General features: G+C 70.9%; 14 protein-coding genes. 5 read left to right on the top strand and 9 right to left on the bottom strand.

Translation table 11 applies throughout. From position 1 onward, the window contains the following. The first annotated feature begins 4 nt into the window (after positions 1 to 4). Positions 5 to 508, top strand: coding sequence for a PH domain-containing protein (locus OG844_RS08825; RefSeq protein ID WP_406389315.1), 504 nt, complete (start codon positions 5 to 7; stop codon positions 506 to 508). Beyond that, positions 505 to 2,013, top strand: a complete 1,509-nt coding sequence (locus tag OG844_RS08820) for a PH domain-containing protein (RefSeq protein ID WP_406389314.1) — start codon at positions 505 to 507, stop codon at positions 2,011 to 2,013. Before OG844_RS08825 ends, OG844_RS08820 begins: the two co-directional genes overlap by 4 nt. 13 nt (positions 2,014 to 2,026) lie before the next feature. Here OG844_RS08820 and OG844_RS08815 read toward each other — a convergent pair whose 3' ends face one another. The 6 genes from OG844_RS08815 to tkt form a co-directional block, all read right to left on the bottom strand. Beyond that, positions 2,027 to 2,386 (bottom strand): VOC family protein, encoded by a 360-nt coding sequence (locus OG844_RS08815; protein ID WP_406389313.1) that lies wholly within the window; start codon positions 2,384 to 2,386, stop codon positions 2,027 to 2,029. Positions 2,387 to 2,456: 70 nt separating this feature from the next. Continuing rightward, positions 2,457 to 3,239 carry a 6-phosphogluconolactonase gene (gene pgl / locus OG844_RS08810; RefSeq protein ID WP_383182105.1) on the bottom strand — a complete coding sequence of 261 codons (783 nt, stop codon included), beginning with the start codon at positions 3,237 to 3,239 and terminating at the stop codon, positions 2,457 to 2,459. Next, entirely contained in the window at positions 3,236 to 4,267 is a 1,032-nt protein-coding gene (gene opcA / locus OG844_RS08805) for a glucose-6-phosphate dehydrogenase assembly protein OpcA (RefSeq protein WP_406389312.1), read from the bottom strand. The genes pgl and opcA overlap by 4 nt, the downstream gene beginning before the upstream one ends. Next, positions 4,264 to 5,796, bottom strand: a complete 1,533-nt coding sequence (zwf, locus tag OG844_RS08800) for a glucose-6-phosphate dehydrogenase (RefSeq protein ID WP_406389311.1) — start codon at positions 5,794 to 5,796, stop codon at positions 4,264 to 4,266. Before zwf ends, opcA begins: the two co-directional genes overlap by 4 nt. 5 nt (positions 5,797 to 5,801) lie before the next feature. Continuing rightward, positions 5,802 to 6,920, bottom strand: a complete 1,119-nt coding sequence (gene tal / locus OG844_RS08795; RefSeq protein WP_406389309.1) for a transaldolase — start codon at positions 6,918 to 6,920, stop codon at positions 5,802 to 5,804. Positions 6,921 to 6,954: 34 nt separating this feature from the next. Continuing rightward, positions 6,955 to 9,042: a transketolase gene (gene tkt, locus OG844_RS08790; RefSeq protein ID WP_406389308.1), complete on the bottom strand. Its 2,088-nt coding sequence runs from the start codon at positions 9,040 to 9,042 to the stop codon at positions 6,955 to 6,957. Positions 9,043 to 9,327: 285 nt separating this feature from the next. On the opposite strand from tkt, the gene OG844_RS08785 reads away from it, so the two are divergent. Together OG844_RS08785 and OG844_RS08780 are read left to right on the top strand one after the other, a co-directional pair. Beyond that, on the top strand, positions 9,328 to 10,281 hold the full coding sequence (locus OG844_RS08785) for a heme o synthase (protein ID WP_406389306.1): 954 nt from the start codon (positions 9,328 to 9,330) through the stop codon (positions 10,279 to 10,281). Between the two features lie 97 nt (positions 10,282 to 10,378). Beyond that, on the top strand, positions 10,379 to 10,741 hold the full coding sequence (locus tag OG844_RS08780) for a hypothetical protein (protein WP_406389304.1): 363 nt from the start codon (positions 10,379 to 10,381) through the stop codon (positions 10,739 to 10,741). A 72-nt stretch (positions 10,742 to 10,813) separates the two neighbouring features. Here the strand turns inward: OG844_RS08780 and OG844_RS08775 are convergent, their stop codons facing one another. The 3 genes from OG844_RS08775 to OG844_RS08765 form a co-directional block, all read right to left on the bottom strand. Then, positions 10,814 to 11,794, bottom strand: coding sequence for a COX15/CtaA family protein (locus OG844_RS08775; protein ID WP_406389302.1), 981 nt, complete (start codon positions 11,792 to 11,794; stop codon positions 10,814 to 10,816). An 86-nt stretch (positions 11,795 to 11,880) separates the two neighbouring features. Then, positions 11,881 to 12,648: an ABC transporter permease gene (locus OG844_RS08770; protein ID WP_406389300.1), complete on the bottom strand. Its 768-nt coding sequence runs from the start codon at positions 12,646 to 12,648 to the stop codon at positions 11,881 to 11,883. Then, positions 12,645 to 13,571 (bottom strand): ABC transporter ATP-binding protein, encoded by a 927-nt coding sequence (locus tag OG844_RS08765; RefSeq protein WP_406389298.1) that lies wholly within the window; start codon positions 13,569 to 13,571, stop codon positions 12,645 to 12,647. The genes OG844_RS08770 and OG844_RS08765 overlap by 4 nt, the downstream gene beginning before the upstream one ends. A 343-nt stretch (positions 13,572 to 13,914) precedes the next feature. On the opposite strand from OG844_RS08765, the gene OG844_RS08760 reads away from it, so the two are divergent. Further along, on the top strand, positions 13,915 to 17,445 hold the full coding sequence (locus OG844_RS08760; protein WP_406389296.1) for a S8 family serine peptidase: 3,531 nt from the start codon (positions 13,915 to 13,917) through the stop codon (positions 17,443 to 17,445). Positions 17,446 to 17,457: the final 12 nt, after the last annotated feature.

Genomic DNA, 17,457 nt, shown 5'->3' with positions numbered 1-17,457 from the left:
GCCGATGGGCTGGGGGGCGGGGACGGTAGCACTCAGGCCGCCACGGAACACACCGGCTCCGCGGGCCGTCGGATGGTGGCGGGCCCAGTGGCTGCTGCTGACGGCCGCTCCGGTGGCCGTGCTGGGCTTGCTGGGAGCCTTCATCGCTCCGGCCAGGTTGTGGCTGCTGGTGCCCGCGGCGGCGCTGGCGGTCATCGGCCTGCTGTGCGCCGTCCTCTTCCCCCTCTGGTGGTTCCGCACCCATCGGTGGGAGGTCACCGACGACGCGGTCTACGTACGGACCGGTGTCTTCCTGCAGGAGTGGCGGATCGCGCCGATGTCCCGCATCCAGACGGTGGACACGGTGCGCGGCCCGCTGGAGCAGCTCTTCGGACTGGCCACGGTCACGGTCACCACCGCGTCCGCCAAGGGGGCCGTGCGGATCGAGGGCCTCGGCCACGAGGCCGCGGCCGAGCTCGTCGAACGGCTGACCAGGGTCACGCAGGCCACGCCCGGGGACGCCACGTGAGCACCGCCGCGGCCGAGGACCTCCGGTGGCGGCGGATCCACCCGCGCACGGTGCTGGTCACCGCGCTCGTCACGGCAGGAGTCGTGGCCGGCGCGGCCGTACCGGCCGTCCTCGCGCTGTCCGGCCGGTTCGGATACACGCGGGCCATCGGCTGGGCGCTGGCCGGGGCGGCCGTCCTGATCGGGTGCGCCGCCGCCGGTGACTACGTGCGGTGGCGGCGCACCCGCTACCGCATCGGCCCCGAACGCGTCGATCTGCACACCGGACTTCTGCTGGTCAGACGGCGCTCACTGGACCGGACGCGGATCCGCAGCGTCGACCTCACCGCCCCCGTGCACCTTCGGCTCCTCGACCTGGTCACGGTGCGCATCGGCACCGGCGAACATACGGGCGGCGAATCCACCCTGGAGCTGGACCCCGTCTCCCGGGCGGAGGGGGAGCGGCTTCGCCACGAACTCCTCGACCGTGCCGCGGAGTCAGGCTCCGGGACGCACCGCGAGGGCGAACTGGCCACGCTCGACCCGCGCTGGATCCGCTACGCACCGGTCTCCTTCGTCGCCCCCGCGCTGGGCGGTGCCGCGGTCGGCGGTCTGCTGCAGATCAGCGAATGGGCCGGGGTGCAGGGAGAGGTGATCGACTGGGTCGCCGACCGGTTCCTCGACACCCCGCTGGTCCGGGCGATCGCGGTCATGGCGGGAGCCGCCCTGGCCGCCGGTGTCGTCGGGGCACTCGGCCTCTGGGTCGAGATGTGGTGGAACTACCGTCTGGAACGCGAACCCGGCGGCACCCTGCGCGTGCGGCGGGGACTGCTGACCTCCCGCTCCCTCTCCGTCGAGGAACAGCGGCTGCGCGGCGTGGACCTGGTGGAACCGCTCGGCGTACGGCTGTTCGGCGCCGCGCGGGTGGACGCGATCACCACGGGGCTGACCAAGGACGAGGAATCACAGGGCGCCGACCACAACACCCTGCTCCCGGCGGCGCCCCGCCCGCTGGCCGACACGATCGCGGGCGAGGTCCTGCGCGAGACGAGGACCCCGACCGGTGCCACGCTGACCGCCCACCCCCGCGCGGCCCGGAGCAGGCGGCTGCGCCGCGCGCTGGGGGCCGTTCTGGTCCCCGTGCTGACCCTGGCTGTTCTGGGCGCCGCACTCACGCCCGTACTGCTGTGGATCGCGACGGCCTGTGCCGTGGTGTTCCTCCCCCTCGCCGTGCTGCTGGCCCTCGACGCGTACCGGGCACTGGGGCACACCGTCAGCGGCGACTACCTCGTGACCCGGTCCGGCACCGTCCGGCGCTCCACGGCAGCCCTGCAGCGGACCGGGGTGATCGGCTGGACGGTGAAGCAGTCCTGCTTCCAGCGCCGGGCAGGACTGCTGAGCGTCACCGCCACGACGGCAGCCGGGGCCGGTGCGTACACCGCGCACGACACCGACGCCTCCGAAGGCCTCACCTTCGCCGCGGAGGCCGTGCCCGGCCTGCTGGAGCCGTTCCTGGAGCGCACCTGAGGCGCGCGGGTGGTCAGCCGTGCGTCGTATCGATGACGCAGAAGCGGTTGCCCTCGGTGTCCGCGAGAACCACGAAGTCCGGATCCGGCGGATAGAGCTCCCACGCCACCGGCTGCGCCCCCAGCCCCGTCAGCCGGGCCACCTCGGCGTCCTGCTCGTCGGTGTACAGATCGAGGTGGACGCGCGGCACCTCCTGCACGGGCGACTCGCTCCGCCCCAGGGCCAGTCCGGCGCCCGGCCCCTCGGCCGGGACCAGCACCACCCAGTCGTTCTCGAGCGGCTCACGCTCCACATAGCCCAGCGCCGCCATCCAGAAGTCCGCAGCGCGCCGTACGTCCGACGCGCCCATCACCACAGTCCCGATTCGCACCATGGTGCCACCCTGGCACGACGGAGGCCCGGCCCGCTCCTGGGAGCGGAACCGGGCCTCGGACGACCAGTGCCTACGCGGAGGCAGGCGGGTAGAGCGCACGCGGCAGCCGCGAGGCCGCCGCCGCGTCCAGCAGCCACAGCGTGCGGCTGCGGCCGTACGCGCCCGCCGCCGGGGCCTGGATCTCCCCGGCACCGGACAGCGCGATCTCCGCCGCCTCGGCCTTGTCCTCACCGGCCGCCAGGAGCCACACCTCGCGCGCGGCCCGGATGGCGGGCAGCGTGAGCGAGACACGGGTGGGCGGCGGCTTGGGAGCGCCGTGCACACCGACGACGGTGCGCTCGGTCTCCCGTACCGCCGGCAACTCCGGGAAGAGCGACGCGACATGCGTGTCCGGGCCGACGCCCAGCATCAGCACATCGAACGTCGGTACGGGCCCGTGGTCCTCCGGGCCCGCCGCGGCAGCCAGTTCGGCCGCGTACCCCGCGGCGGCGGCATCCGCGTCACCGCCATAGGGACCGTCCGACGCGGGCATCGCGTGCACCCGGGACGGGTCCAGGGCCACCGCGTCCAGCAGGGCCTCGCGGGCCTGCGTGACGTTGCGCTCCGGATCGCCCTCGGGCAGGAACCGCTCGTCGCCCCACCACAGGTCGAGCCGCGACCAGTCGATCGCGTCCCGCGCGGGCGAACCGGCGAGCGCGGCCAGCAGGCCGTTGCCGTTGCGCCCGCCGGTGAGGACCACCGAGGCCGATCCGCGCGCGGCCTGGGCGTCCACGATCTTCGTGATCAGCCGGGCCGCCGCGGCCTGGGCCATCAGCTCCTTGTCGCGGTGCACGACGAGCTGCGGAGCACTCACTTCGAGGCCGCCTTCTTGGCCGCGGCCTTCTTCGCGGCCGGGGCCGCGGCACCGGCCGGGGACGACGGCTTGTGACCGGCACCGACCGAGGACGCCTCGGTGGGACCGCCGAGACGCTCCACGCCGAACTTCACCGTGGCCTCGTAGATGTTGTCCGGGTCCAGCCGCCGCAGCTCCTCCGCGAGGAGCTCGGCGGTCTCCCGCCGCTTCAGCGCCACCGCACGGTCCGGCTGGCCCACCATGGAGAGCGTGGCCAGGGAACCGTCGGCCCGGTCCAGAACGATGACACCGTTCCTGGTCTCCAGCCGCACGGCCGTCAGACCGGGACCGGCGGACAGGGTGCGCTCCACCGGGACACCGAGCCGGTCCGCGAGCCACATGGCCAGCAGTTCGCAGCTCGGGTTGTCCGACTCGCCCTCGACCGTCGCCGAGACGACCTGGGCGGGCTGCTGGTCGAGCGCGGCCGCCAGCATCGAGCGCCACGGCGTGATGCGGGTCCACGCCAGGTCGGTGTCACCCGGCTGGTACGTCGCCGCACGCACCGCGAGCTCGTCGAGCGGGTGCTCGGCCGAGTACGTGTCGGTGATACGGCGCTGGGCCAGCGCACCCAGCGGGTCCTTGGCCGGGTCCGCCGGGGCGTCCTCGGGCCACCACACCACGACCGGGGCGTCCGGCAGCAGCAGCGGCAGGACGACCGACTGGGCGTGGTTGGCCAGCTCGCCGTGCAGACGCAGGACGACGGTCTCGCCGGAGCCCGAGTCGGAACCGACCCGCACCTCGGCGTCGAGGCGGGCGTCACGCCGGCTGCGCGGCGAACGGCTGATCCGCTTGATCACCGCGATGATCCGCGAGGGGTGCTCGCGAGAGGAGTCGGCCGCCGCCCGGAGGGCGTCGTAGGCGTTCTCCTCGTCGGTGACCACGACGAGGGTGAGCACCATTCCGATGGCCGGGGTGCCGATGGAACGGCGGGCCGACACCAGGGCCTGGTTGATCTTGCTGGACGTGGTTTCCGTGAGATCGATCTTCATGGCCGGCGCCAGCTCCGTCCGTCGCGTGCGAGCATCTCGTCGGCCTCGGCCGGACCCCAGGTGCCGGCCGCGTACTGGGCGGGCTTGCCGTGCTTGTCCCAGTACTCCTCGATCGGGTCGAGGATGTTCCAGGAGAGCTCGACCTCCTGGTGGCGCGGGAAGAGGTTGGCGTCGCCGAGCAGGACATCCAGGAGAAGCCGCTCGTACGCCTCCGGGCTGGACTCCGTGAAGGACTCGCCGTACGCGAAGTCCATCGTGACGTCCCGTACCTCCATGGAGGTACCGGGCACCTTGGAGCCGAACCGCACCGTGACGCCCTCGTCCGGCTGCACCCGGATGACCAGGGCGTTGCCGCCCAGCTCCTCCGTCGCACCGGACTCGAAGGGCAGGTACGGGGCGCGCTTGAAGACGACCGCGATCTCCGTGACCCGGCGGCCGAGCCGCTTTCCGGTACGGAGATAGAACGGCACGCCCGCCCAGCGGCGGTTGTTGATCGTCAGCTTGATCGCGGCGAAGGTGTCGGTCTTCGACTTGGGGTCGATACCGTCCTCCTCCAGATAGCCGGGGACCTCCTCGCCGCCCTGCCACGCGTGCGCGTACTGGCCGCGCACGGTGTGCTTGCCCAGGTCCTCCGGCAGCTCCACCGCCGTGAGCACCTTGAGCTTCTCGGCGACCAGGGCCTTCGGGTGGAAGGAGCCGGGCTCCTCCATCGCGGTCAGCGCCAGCAGCTGGAGCAGGTGGTTCTGGATGACGTCACGGGCCGCGCCGATGCCGTCGTAGTAGCCGGCCCGGCCGCCGATGCCGATGTCCTCGGCCATCGTGATCTGGATGTGGTCGACGTACGACCTGTTCCAGATCGGCTCGAACATCGTGTTGGCGAAGCGCAGCGCCAGGATGTTCTGGACCGTCTCCTTGCCGAGGTAGTGGTCGATACGGAAGACCTCGTTCGGCGGGAACACATCGTGCACGAGCTGGTTGAGCTCCTGCGCGCTGGTGAGGTCGTGCCCGAACGGCTTCTCGATGACGGCACGCCGCCAGGAGCCCTCCTTCTGGTCCGCCAGCCCGTGCTTCTTGAGCTGCTGGACGACCTTGGGGAAGAACTTCGGCGGTACGGACAGGTAGAAGGCGAAGTTGCCTCCCGTGCCCTGTGCCTTGTCGAGCTCCTGGATCGTGTCCTTCAGGGTCTCGAAGGCGTCGTCGTCGTCGAAGTTGCCCTGGACGAAGCGCATCCCCTGGATGAGCTGCTGCCAGACCTCTTCACGGAACGGCGTACGCGCGTGCTGCTTGACGGCGTCGTGGACCTCCTGGGCGAAGTCCTCGTCCTGCCACTCGCGGCGTGCGAAACCGATGAGCGAGAAGCCCGGCGGCAGCAGGCCGCGGTTGGCCAGGTCGTAGACGGCGGGCATCAGCTTTTTACGGGACAAATCGCCCGTGACGCCAAAGATCACCAGGCCCGACGGCCCCGCGATACGCGGGAGCCGTCGGTCCTGTGCGTCACGGAGCGGGTTCACTCCGGGAACACCAGACAAGGTGGTCAGCCCTCCGAAGGAGCGAGGCGCTTGAGCTCGGCCTCGGTGGAGTTGAGCAGGTCGATCCAGGCAGCCTCGAACTTCTCGACGCCCTCGTCCTCGAGGAGCTGGACGACGTCGTCGTAGCTGATCCCGAGCTTCCCGACGGCGTCGAGCTCGGCACGTGCCTGCTCGTAGGTGCCGGCGACGGTGTTGCCCGTGATCTGTCCGTGGTCCGCCGTGGCGTTCAGGGTGCCCTCGGGCATGGTGTTCACCGTGCCGGGGGCGACCAGGTCGTCCACGTACAGGGTGTCCTTGTACGCGGGGTCCTTCACGCCCGTGGAGGCCCACAGCGGACGCTGCTTGTTGGCGCGGGCCCTGTCCAGGGCCGCCCAGCGGTCGGAGGAGAAGACCTCCTCGTACGCCTCGTAGGCGAGGCGGGCGTTGGCCAGAGCGGCCTTGCCCTTCAGCGCCTTCGCCTCGTCGGTGCCCACGGCGTCCAGACGCTTGTCGATCTCGCTGTCCACACGGGACACGAAGAACGAGGCCACCGAGTGGATCTTGGAGAGGTCCAGGCCCGCGGCCTTCGCCTTCTCCAGGCCCGCCAGATAGGCGTCCATGACCTCGCGGTAGCGCTCCAGCGAGAAGATCAGCGTCACGTTGACGCTGATGCCCTTGCCGATGACCTCGGTGATCGCCGGCAGGCCGGCCTTCGTCGCCGGGATCTTGATGAGTGTGTTCGGCCGGTCCACCAGCCAGGCCAGCTGCTTGGCCTCGGCGACGGTGGCCGCCGTGCGGTGGGCCAGGCGCGGGTCGACCTCGATGGAGACCCGGCCGTCCTGGCCGTCGGTGGCGTCGAAGACCGGGCGCAGGATGTCGGCCGCGTCGCGGACGTCGGCCGTCGTGATCATGCGGATGGCCTCGTCGACCGTGACCTTGCGGGTGGCGAGGTCGGTGAGCTGCTGGTCGTAACCGTGGCCCTCGGAGATCGCCTTCTGGAAGATCGACGGGTTGGTCGTGACACCCACGACGTGGCTCTGGTCGATCAGCTCGGCCAGGTTGCCGGAGGTGATCCGTGTACGGGACAGGTCATCCAGCCAGATCGCCACGCCCTCGTCGGAGAGGCGCTTGAGTGCGTCTGTCATGAGAATTGCATCTCCTACTTGTCGTATGACCGGGTCAGCGCGCGGTGGCGGCGAGAGATTCCCGGGCGGCGGCGGCCACGTGGCCGGCGGTGAAGCCGAACTCGCGGAAGAGGACCTTGGCGTCGGCCGAGGCACCGAAGTGCTCCAGCGAGACGATCCGGCCCGCGTCGCCCACGTACCGGTGCCAGGTCAGACCGATACCGGCCTCGACCGCGACACGGGCCTTGACGGACGGCGGCAGCACGCTGTCCTTGTACTCCTGGTCCTGCTCCTCGAACCACTCGACACACGGCATCGAGACCACACGGGTCGGCACACCGGCCGCCTGGAGCTCGTCCCGCGCCTCGACGGCCAGCTGGACCTCGGAGCCCGTACCGATCAGAACGGCCTGCGGCTCGCCGCCCTCGGCCTCGAACAGGACGTAGCCGCCCTTGGCCGCGTCGTCGTTCGGCGGGTACGTCGGCACACCCTGGCGGGTCAGCGCCAGACCGTGCGGGGCGCCCTTGCCGAACACCTTGGTGTAGCGGCGCAGGATCTCGCGCCAGGCGATCGTGGTCTCGTTGGCGTCGGCCGGGCGGACGACGTTGAGACCCGGGATGGCGCGCAGCGAGGCGATGTGCTCCACCGGCTGGTGCGTCGGACCGTCCTCGCCGAGGCCGACCGAGTCGTGCGTCCACACGTACGTCACCGGCAGGTGCATCAGCGCGGACAGGCGCACGGCGTTGCGCATGTAGTCGGAGAACACCAGGAAGGTGCCGCCGTAGATGCGGGTGTTGCCGTGCAGCGCGATGCCGTTCATGGCCGCGGCCATCGCGTGCTCGCGGATGCCGAAGTGGATCGTCCGGCCGTACGGGTCGGCCTCGGGCAGCGGGTTGCCGACCGGGAGGAACGACGACGTCTTGTCGATCGTGGTGTTGTTCGAGCCGGCCAGGTCGGCCGAGCCGCCCCACAGCTCGGGGATGACCCCGCCGAGCGCCTGCAGGACCTTGCCGGAGGCCGCACGGGTGGCGACACCGTGGCCGGCCTCGAAGACGGGGAGCTTGTCCTCCCAGCCCTCGGGCAGCTCGCCGGCGGCGATGCGGTCGAACTCGGCGGCGCGCTCGGGGCTGGCGGTGCGCCACGCGGCGAAGGACTTCTCCCACGCGGCCTTGGCCTCGCGGCCGCGGTCCAGTGCCTCACGGGTGTGCGAGATGACCTCGTCGGAGACCTCGAAGGTCTTCTCGGGGTCGAAGCCGAGCACCCGCTTGGTGGCCGCGATCTCCTCGTCGCCGAGCGCCGAGCCATGCGCGGCCTCGGTGTTCTGGGCGTTCGGGGCGGGCCAGGCGATGATCGAACGGGCCGCGATGAACGACGGGCGCTCCGTCTCGGCCTTGGCGGCCAGCAGCGCCCGGTAGAGGCCCTCGGGGTCCAGGTCGCCGCTGGGCGACTGGTCGACGCGCTGGACGTGCCAGCCGTAGGACTCGTACCGCTTGAGGGTGTCCTCGGAGACCGCGGTCTCCGTGTCGCCCTCGATCGAGATGTGGTTGTCGTCCCACAGGAGCACCAGGTTGCCGAGCTTCTGGTGGCCGGCCAGCGAGGACGCCTCGGCGGAGATGCCCTCCTGGAGGCAGCCGTCACCGGCGATGACCCAGACGGTGTGGTCGAACGGGGAGGTGCCGGGGGCCGCCTCCGGGTCGAACAGGCCGCGCTCGTAACGGGAGGCCATCGCCATGCCCACGGCGTTGGCGACACCCTGGCCGAGGGGGCCGGTCGTCGTCTCGACACCGGTGGTGTGGCCGTACTCCGGGTGGCCGGGGGTCTTGGAGCCCCAGGTGCGGAAGGCCTTGAGATCGTCCAGTTCCAGGCCGTAACCGGCCAGGTAGAGCTGGATGTAGAGCGTCAGGCTGGAGTGGCCCGCGGAAAGGACGAACCGGTCACGGCCGGTCCAGTCGGCGTCCGCCGGGTCGTGGCGCATCACCTTCTGGAAGAGGGTGTACGCGGCAGGAGCCAGGCTCATCGCCGTACCCGGGTGGCCGTTTCCGACCTTCTGTACGGCGTCCGCGGCGAGGACGCGGACAGTGTCCACGGCCCGCTGGTCCAATTCGGTCCACTGGAGGTCTGTGGTGGTCGGCTTGGTGCTCACCCTGAGTCAGGGCTCCTCTCCACTGTTTGTAAACCGGTGGCTGTTACCGCACCGGGCATTGCCGAGCCTACCCCCGGAACAAGGCCTCACTTCTGCCCTTTCCACAGTGCGGGCGACCTGCGGAGTTCGCCTCCCGTATGAGCGCCACCGTTCACTTCTGCGCCACCCCAACACGACCCCACCCCCGCGAAGAGGGGCGTATCCGCAACGTCTACAGTGGTCTGGTTCGCGCAAGTCTTTACCGGGCCTTCATGCCCGGAGCTTGCTGGGATTTCTCTGTCAGGGGTGTGCGTGACGGCCGTCGAGTCCCGACCCGCAGGGGTCGCCTTGACTCCGAGCCCAGTGGGCCAGCGCCCGTTCGGGGCCCGCATCAAGGCATTCGTGGCACTTACCAAGCCGCGCATCATCGAGTTGCTGCTGATCACCACCGTTCCGGTGATGTTTCTTGCCGCTCAAGGCGTGCCCGACCTATGGCTCGTAGTCACCACCACCATCGGCGGATATCTCTCCGCGGGCGGTGCCAATGCGCTCAACATGTATATCGACCGTGACATCGACGCACTGATGGACCGCACGTCCCAGAGGCCGCTGGTCACGGGCATGGTGAGCCCGCGCGAGTGCCTGGTGTTCGGAATCGCCCTCGGAGTGATTTCCACGGTCTGGTTCGGCCTGCTCGTCAACTGGCTCTCGGCCGCGCTCTCGCTCGGCGCACTTCTGTTCTACGTCGTCGTCTACACGATGCTGCTGAAGCGCCGGACCTCGCAGAACATCGTCTGGGGCGGAATCGCCGGCTGTATGCCCGTACTCATCGGCTGGTCCGCCGTGACCAATTCGATGTCCTGGGCCGCGGTCATTCTCTTCGCCGTCATCTTCTTCTGGACGCCGCCGCACTACTGGCCGCTGTCGATGAAGGTGAAGGAGGACTACGCCCGGGTCGGCGTCCCGATGCTCCCGGTCGTCGCCTCCAACCGGGTGGTGGCCCGCCAGATCGTCATCTACAGCTGGGTGATGGTCGGCGTCTCGCTGCTCCTCACCCCACTGGGCTACACCGGCTGGTTCTACACGGCGGTGGCCCTGCTGGCCGGCGGCTTCTGGCTCTGGGAGGCGCACGGCCTGCAGAACCGGGCCAGGGCCGGGGTGACCGGCGGCAAGCTCAAGGAGATGCGGCTGTTCCACTGGTCCATCACCTATGTCTCCCTCCTCTTCGTCGCCATCGCGGTGGACCCCTTCCTGCGGTAGTCCCGCAGGTACGAAGCGCCGCCGACGGGCGGGGACGTGGCCTATGCCACGTCCCCGCCCGTCGCCCGTTGAAGTACCCGTCGGTAGCATCATTTTCATGGCAGAGACGGCAGAGCCCCAGACCCAGCAGACGGACGACAGCAAGCACGCGGCCCGCGCGGAGCGCAGGGCTGCGAAGCTCGCCAGGCAGATCGGCGCCTTCGCCAAGGCGCACGGCGGCGCCGAGGGGCAGCTCGCCTACCTCGGCCAGACGGGCACCCGCATCGTCCTCGTGGGTGAGGACGGCGGCTGGGGCGACCTGGTCGCCCCCTCCTACGCCGTCGCCGAGAGCGCCGCGCAGAAGTCCGGGATCACGATGCACGAGAGCTTCGACGGCGACTTCGCCTCCAAGATCCGCACGGGACCGTACGAGTGGACCCGGATGGCCGGTATCCAGCTCGGCGGCCCGTCGAACGGCTGAACCAGCACACGGCAACGGCCTCCGCCGTCGTACCCGCTCGGGTACGACGGCGGAGGCCGTTGTCTGCTCGGATCAGGCTACGGGCGTGTGCTCAGGCCGCTGTCCGGCCGCCGGGGCGGGAACGGTGGCCGTCGCCACCGGGCGCTCGCGCAGCGACAGCAGCAGCCGCAGCACGGCGATCCACATCAGGCCCGAGCCGAGCATGTGGAGGCCGACCAGGATCTCGGGGACGTCGCTGAAGTACTGCACGTACCCGATGGTGCCCTGTGCCACCAGGACGATCAGCAGGTCGCGGGAGCGCGCCCGGGTGTCGGCGGGGGCGTCCACGATCCGCAAGGCCAGCCACATCGCGATGGCCAGGGCGCAGACCACCCAGGCGGCGACGGCGTGCACATGGGCCGCGGCGGACCAGTCCCACGGCATGCGCGGTACGTCGCTGCTGTCCCCGGCGTGCTTGCCCGAGCCGGTCACCGTGGTGCCGAGAGCGATCAGGACGACCGAGGTCGCCACGATCGCCCCGGACAGGGTGCGCACCGGCTTCGGGGCGCGAGGGCGGCGCGGGCCGTCGCCCTCGCCGATCCGCACCCAGGTGAGGACGGCCACGGTGAGCAGGCAGTTGGCGAGCAGGAAGTGCCCGGCCACCGACCACGGGTTGAGGCCCGCCCAGACCGTGATACCGCCGATGACGGCGTTCCCCATCACGAGCCAGAACTGCGACCAGGCGAGCCGGGTCAGACCGTGCCGGCGGGGCTTCAGGGAGCGCGCCGCGATGATCGCCCAGCCGACCGCGGCCGACAGGACGTACGTGAGCATGCGGTTGCCGAACTCGATGGCGCCGTGCAGGCCCTGCTCCGGCGTGGCGAAGAGGCTGTCGTCCGTGCACTTGGGCCAGGTGTCGCAGCCCAGACCGGAACCGGTCAGCCGGACGGCACCGCCGGTGACGATGATGAACACCGTCATGACGACTGCGGACAGTGCGGCACGCCGGGCCGTCGTCATGGACGGCGTCCAGCGCTTGGCGATGTAGGAGAGGGGGGTTTCCACGCGCACCATCGTAGGCAACGGCTTGTGCATGTTTTCACGAGGGGTGGTGGTCATTCCCGGATGTCTCGCGACATCAGCGGTATGTCACCGCAAGCTCACTCCCAGCGGAAGAACTTCGCCGCCGCGCCCAGCCCGAGCACCGCCCACACGGCAAGGATCCCCAGGTCGCCCCAGGGCATCGGGGCGCCGTGCTGGAGGACGTCCCTGAGGCCGTCCGAGAGCGCCGAGATCGGCAGCAGCCCGAGGACCGACTGCGCCGCGTCGGGGAACCTGTCCAGCGGCACGATGACCCCGCCGCCGACCAGCAGGAGCAGGAAGACCAGGTTGGCCGCCGCGAGGGTCGCCTCGGCCTTCAGCGTCCCCGCCATCAGCAGTCCGAGGCCGGAGAAGGCCACGGTGCCCAGCACCAGGAGCAGCAGGACGGCGAACGGATTGCCCTCGGGCGACCAGCCCAGCGCGAAGGCGATCACCGTGAGCAGGACGATCTGCAGCACCTCGGTGACCAGCACCGCGAGGGTCTTCGCCGCCATCAGGCCCCAGCGCGGCAGCGGTGAGGCGCCGAGTCGCTTGAGTACCCCGTAGCGCCGCTCGAACCCCGTCGCGATGGCCTGGCCGGTGAAGGCCGTGGACATCACCGCGAGCGCGAGAATGCCGGGCGCCAGGAAGTCGACCGGCTCGCCCGCTCCCGTGTCCACGATGTCGACCGCGCTGAACAGCACCAGCAGCAGCGTCGGAATGACCACCGTCAGCAGCAGCTGCTCGCCGTTGCGCAGCAGCATCCGCGTCTCCAGCGCGGCCTGGGCGGCGATCATGCGCGGCAGCGGGGCGGCGCCGGGGCGGGGGGAGTACGTACCGGCGCTCATGCGCGCAGCTCCTTGCCGGTCAGTTCGAGGAAGACGTCCTCGAGGGTGTGCCGCTCCACCGCGATGCCGTCCGGCATCACGCCGTGCTGGGCGCACCAGGAGGTCACGGTGGCCAGCAGCTCCGGGTCGATCCTCCCGGTGATGCGGTACGCGCCCGTGGTGAGCTCGGCCGCCTCGGTGCCGTCGGGCAGAGCCTTCAGGAGCGAGGCGAGATCCAGCCCGGGCCGGCCGGTGAAGCGCAGGGTGTTCTCGGCGCCGCCGCGGCACAGCTGCTCCGGGCTGCCCTGGGCGATGACCCGGCCCGCGTCGATGACGGCGATGTCATCGGCGAGTTCCTCGGCCTCGTCCATGAAGTGGGTGGTGAGGACGACCGACACGCCGTCGGTGCGCAGCTCCCGGACCAGATCCCAGGTGGAGCGGCGGGCCTGCGGGTCGAGGCCCGCGGTCGGTTCGTCCAGGAAGACCAGCTCGGGCCGGCCGACGACGGCCATCGCCAGGGCGAGGCGCTGCTGCTGGCCACCGGAGAGCCGGCGATAGGTGGTGCGGCCGCAGCTGCCGAGCCCGAGACGTTCGATGAGCATGCCGACGTCCAGCGGGTGGGCGTGCAGCTTCGCCATGTGCCTGAGCATCTCGTCGGCGCGCGCACCGGAGTAGACGCCGCCGGACTGCAGCATCACGCCGATACGGGGACGGAGATCGGCCGCGTCGGCGACCGGGTCGAGGCCGAGGACCCGCACGGTCCCGTCGTCCGGCCTGCGGTAGCCCTCGCAGGTCTCGACGGTGGTGGTCTTGCCGGCGCCGTTGGGGCCGAGGACCGCGGTCACCGCGCCCGCCCGGACCTCCAGGTCGAGGCCGTCCACGGCGGTCTTGGTGCCGTAGCGCTTCACCAGGGCCTTGACCTGTACGACGGGCTCGCTGCTCATGGCGGGTAAGTCTAGGCAGTGACCGAAGGACCCCGGGGCCTGGGTCCCGTGGAGCGCGAATCGGCCAATGTGGGGCCGGGCCGGGGCCGGGAGTCCCCTCCGGGAGCCGGGCGTACTTCCCTGGGCGATACCTCGGTACACCTCAAAGCTCGGCCAATGACGCCCCAGGCGCCCCGCTGCCCCCTTCCGTGTCCTGCGTCACGTCCCCCATGCTCCTTCCTGAGCTCATGCGGTTGCTGCGCCCCCCACACGTACACGGGCAGCGGCAGTTGTGAGTGGCACCCGCGCCTGTTCCTTCATCCCCTACGGCGGGCGATCCCCGCCTGTTCCTGAAGGAGAGCTCGTGACCAGACGTTCCACGCGTCTCAGACGGCGGTCCGCCGCCGCACTCCTCACCGCGGCAGCGACCGCGATACCGCTCCTGATCAGCGCATCCCCGGCCCAGGCCAGGGAGGCCGAGCCGGCGCCGCAGTCCGCGTACCAGGCCAAGTCCGAGGGCAAACTGCTCAAGCAGTTCGCCGTGCAGGACGAGGTGACCTTCTGGGTCGGCCTGAAGGCGGAAGCGGATGTCACGTCCGCTCACAAGGCGAAGGGCAAGACGGCCAAGGCCCGCGCCGTTCTCGAAACGAAGACCGCGTTCGCCAAGAAGTCCCAGGCCGGGGTCATCGGACTGGCCAAGGACGCCGGAGCGCGGTACACGTCGTTCTGGATCGCCAACACCGTGCAGATCACCGGCGACAAGGCACTAGCCGAGAAGATCGCGGCCCGTTCCGACGTGGCCAGCATCGAGGCCGACGACCCGGTCACGCTTCCCGACCCGCTGCCCGGCACCGGCGAGCCCGAGGTCGACGCCGTCGAGTGGAACATCGACCGGATCAACGCGCCCAAGGTGTGGAGCAGCTTCGGCGTCAAGGGCGAGGGCGTCGTCGTCGCCAACATCGACTCCGGCGTCCAGTTCGACCACCCGGCGCTCCAGGCCGCCTATCGCGGCACCAAGGCCGACGGCACGTACAGCCACGACTACAACTGGTTCGACCCGGCCTCCGTCTGCGCCACGGCCGCACCGTGCGACAACAACGGCCACGGCACGCACACCATGGGCACCATGGTGGGCGCCGACGGCATCGGCGTCGCGCCCGGCGCCAAGTGGATCGCCGCGAAGGGCTGCGCGACCAGCTCCTGCGCCCGGGACACCCTGCTCGCCTCCGGTCAGTGGGTCGTCGCCCCCACCGACTCCGCCGGCGCCAACCCGCGCCCGGAGCTGGCACCCGACGTGGTGAACAACTCCTGGGGCGCCAACGTCTACGACGCCTGGTACCGGGACACCGTCCGGTCCTGGAGGGACGCCGGCATCTTCCCGGCCTTCTCCAACGGCAACAACGGCCCCAGCTGCACCACCTCGGGCAGCCCCGGCTCGTACACCAACTCCTACTCCTCGGGCGCGTTCGACATCAACAACGCCATCGCCTCCTTCTCCGCCCGCGGGACCGGCGAGAACGCCGAGATCAAGCCCGACCTCGCGGCGCCGGGAGTCAACGTCCGCTCCTCCTGGGCGGGCGGCGGCTACAACACGATCTCCGGTACGTCGATGGCCTCGCCGCACACCGCGGCGACCGTCGCCCTGATGTGGGCGGCCTCGCCCGCCATCGCCGGTGACGTCGCGGCCACGGAGGCGCTGCTCGACTCCACCGCCATCGACACCGCCGCCGACCAGTGCGGCGGCACGCCCGCCCGCAACAACGTCTTCGGCGAGGGCCGGCTCGACGCCTTCGAGGCGGTCGACGCCACCCCGCGCGGAGCGCTCGGAGCAGTCAGCGGCAGCGTCACCTCCGGCGGCGCGGCCGTCGCCGACGCCGTCGTCACCTTCGCGGGGCCGATGCGCGCGACCGCGACGACCGCGGCGGACGGCGCCTACGCCCTGCCCAAGCTGATGGTCGGCGACTACGAGGTCTCCGTCACCAAGTTCGGGTACCTCCCGGCGAAGGGTGCGGTGACCGTCGTCGAGAACGGTGCGGCGGTCAAGGACTTCCCGCTGGCCCAGGCTCCCGAGGCCACCCTGTCGGGCAAGGTCACCAGCTCCGCGGGCGCCGAGGCGGGCGCCGTCGTCGCCGCCCAGGGAACCCCGGTCACCACGACGGCCGGGGCCGACGGCTCGTACAGCCTCACGCTCCCGCAGGGCTCGTACACCCTGGCGGTCACCCCGGCGGGCGCCTGTGCCACCGCGACCTCGCTCACGGTCGACATCGCCGCCGACCTCACCCAGGACATCGTCCTGGACGACCGGACCGATACCTTCGGCTACTCCTGCAGCACCGAGAGCGCCGCCGACTTCCCGGCCGGCACCGAGAAGCTGACCTACACCTCCACCACCTCGGGCGCGGCCTCCTTCAGCCTGCCGTTCACCTTCGCGCTGTACGGCAAGGGCTACACGACGGCGACCGCGACTCTGGAGGGTGTGCTGGCGTTCGGCACCTCGTCCACCAGCAGCACCAACGCCACGCTGCCCAGCACCGGGACCCCCAACGGGGCGCTCTACCCGCTGTGGGACAACATGACGGTCGACGCTTCGGGAGGCGTGTACTGGGCGGTCACCGGCACCGCGCCGCACCGCAGGGCCGTCGTCGAGTGGCGGGACGCCCTGGTCGTGACCGGCGGCACGCGCGCCACGTTCTCCGCCGTGATCGGCGAGGACGGCTCGATCTCGTACCACTACAAGAGCGTGCCGGGCAACGGCGCCACCGCGACGGTGGGCCTGGAGAACGCCACGGGCACGGACGCGCTCCTCTACTCCTTCAACGCCCCGGTCATCACGGACGGCACCACCCTGTCCTTCGGTGCCAAGGCCCGCGGCGTCGTGGCCGGCAAGGTGGTCGACGCCAACGACGACGAGCCACTGGCCGGTGCCACGGTCACCGTCGCCGGGGAGAGCGTGACCACGGCGGGCAACGGTACGTACGCGCTTCAGCCGGCCGCGGGGGAGTACACCGTGGAGGTGTCCGCCGACCGCTACGCGACCGCCTCCGCACCGGTCGACGCGAAGGCGGGCGACGTCGCGTACACCACGACGGCGCTCGGCACCCCGCTGGTGCGGTCCGCGCAGGACGCCGTGAAACTGGTCGTTCCGGCAGGGCAGTCCCGTACCCGGACGCTGGACCTGGCGAACGCCGGAACGGAGTCGGCCTACGCCGTGACCGAGAAGCAGGACGCGGGCTGGCTCGGGCTGTCCTCCGCCGAGGGCACACTGGCCCGGGGAGCGGAGGCATCCGTTCCGCTCGCCTTCGACACGAGCGGCGCCACGCCCGGCACCGTTCTCACCGCGACCCTGGTGCTCACCAGCGGCAGCGGCCGTGCGCCGGTGGTCGAGATCCCGGTGAGCGTCGTCGTTCCGGCGTACCAGACGGCGCTGGACACCGGCGCCAGGAACTCGGCCGTCGATGCGCTGGGTGACACCTGGGCGGTCGACCCGGCCTACACCGCGGGCGCCTTCGGGTACCTCGGGAGCACCTCGCGTGTCACCACGTCGAGGACCGTCTCGGGGACCGTCGACCCGGCGCGCTACGCGACGGCGCGGCAGGGCATGTACGAGTACCGCTTCGACGGGCTGCCCTCGGGCACGTACCGGATCGAGCTCGGCTTCGCCGAGCTCGCCTCCAACGATCCGACCGACCGGGTCTTCGACGTGATGGCGGAGGGGGCGCAGGTCGTGCCCAACCTGGACCTGGCGCTGGAGGCCGGGCGGTACACCGCGCACGACCGTGCGTTCACCGTCACGGTCACCGACGGCCAGCTGAACCTCCGGTTCGTGGCCAATGAGGGCAGGACGCTGGTCAACTCGATCAGAGTGACCGAGCGGTCCGACCTCGCGGCGGGCTGACCGGCCCGCAGT

It is taken from the genome of Streptomyces sp. NBC_00887, from assembly GCF_045207585.1.
The sequence above is the reverse complement of the archived record's forward strand: the minus strand, read 5'-3'. Positions and strand labels throughout refer to the sequence as shown.